Consider the following 1,053-nt stretch of genomic DNA (forward strand, 5'->3'; position numbering starts at 1 on the left):
GAACGGCTTCGAGAAGAATACATCAAAATCCACGGCGAACGTGTTTATGACGACGAGGAAGACGAGTGAGACTATACATCAAAAGTGATTTTAAGAAAAAAATAACCTTTACGACAAGAGAGTTGCTCTGTGAAATGTGGTTTAAGGAATGGCATGGTCATCCTATTACATACTCAAACGTTGGTGATGATGAGATGTTGCAAGATGATTTCTTTTTTGGAGTTCAATTTGATAAATGGCGATTTAATGATAAACGATGGAATCATTTACCATATGACAAGAGTGATCCTTGGAATTCGTTTTCTGATGAAAATATTCAATTAGAATTTGAAAATGATTTTATTACTGATGGGAGAGAACGTGGAGAATACCTTAGGATTGCGACTACCCATACTGACATTTTAACGGTTGATAAACGAGCTATGTTTATCATGGCAGTCGAGGTGGCTTCTGCCATTGATGGTCAGATTAGCGAGGATGACAAAGAGACCTGGGTGAATGTAGAGACTTTTAAGGAGTTGCACAAGGATGTCTTATCACTAACCTACGATCAAGCAACTGATATCAGTGTGGAGGAACTGAAAAGTATGAGACCTGTAGAAGATTCCTTGTGGGATGAAGAAGAGCGACTTCATGAAGAGTATATTGCCATCCATGGGGAACGTGTTTACGACGACGATGAGGAAGATGAGTGAGACTATATATTAAAGGTAACTACGAGACTAGTATTTACCAAACCTGTATGGAATATCCTTGGAAAATGTGGTTTAAAGAACGAAAAGGTGTGAAAATTGGTTTTTCTTATGCACGTGATGATGATTTCTATTTTAGCGTTAGTTTGGATAAATTTTCTTCGAACGATGAGCGTTGGGGAAAGGCTGATTTTAGAGTAGGCAACGACCCTTGGGCGACTTTTAAGCGTGAAAAGATAAATTTAAATTTTGAAGACTCCTATGAAAGCGATGGACGAGAAAAAGGAGAATATCTACGAATCATCACGACTCATAAGGATATTCTAACTGTTGATAAGCGAGCTCTTTATATCATGGCAAT

At 38.1% G+C, this 1,053-nt stretch carries 1 protein-coding gene and 1 pseudogene; both read left to right on the forward strand.

Annotated features, from left to right (window positions below):
* Positions 1 to 65 precede the first annotated feature (65 nt).
* The gene (locus HMPREF2686_RS00345; protein WP_070448778.1) at positions 66 to 695 is read left to right on the forward strand and encodes a hypothetical protein; all 630 of its coding nucleotides are present in this window, start codon (positions 66 to 68) and stop codon (positions 693 to 695) included.
* A pseudogene (locus HMPREF2686_RS00350) lies at positions 692 to 1,053 on the forward strand (hypothetical protein); the annotation flags it as partial. The gene HMPREF2686_RS00345 and the pseudogene HMPREF2686_RS00350, both read left to right, overlap by 4 nt.

It is taken from the genome of Streptococcus sp. HMSC057G03 (assembly GCF_001808745.1).
GTDB classification, from domain to species: domain Bacteria; phylum Bacillota; class Bacilli; order Lactobacillales; family Streptococcaceae; genus Streptococcus; species Streptococcus parasanguinis_Z.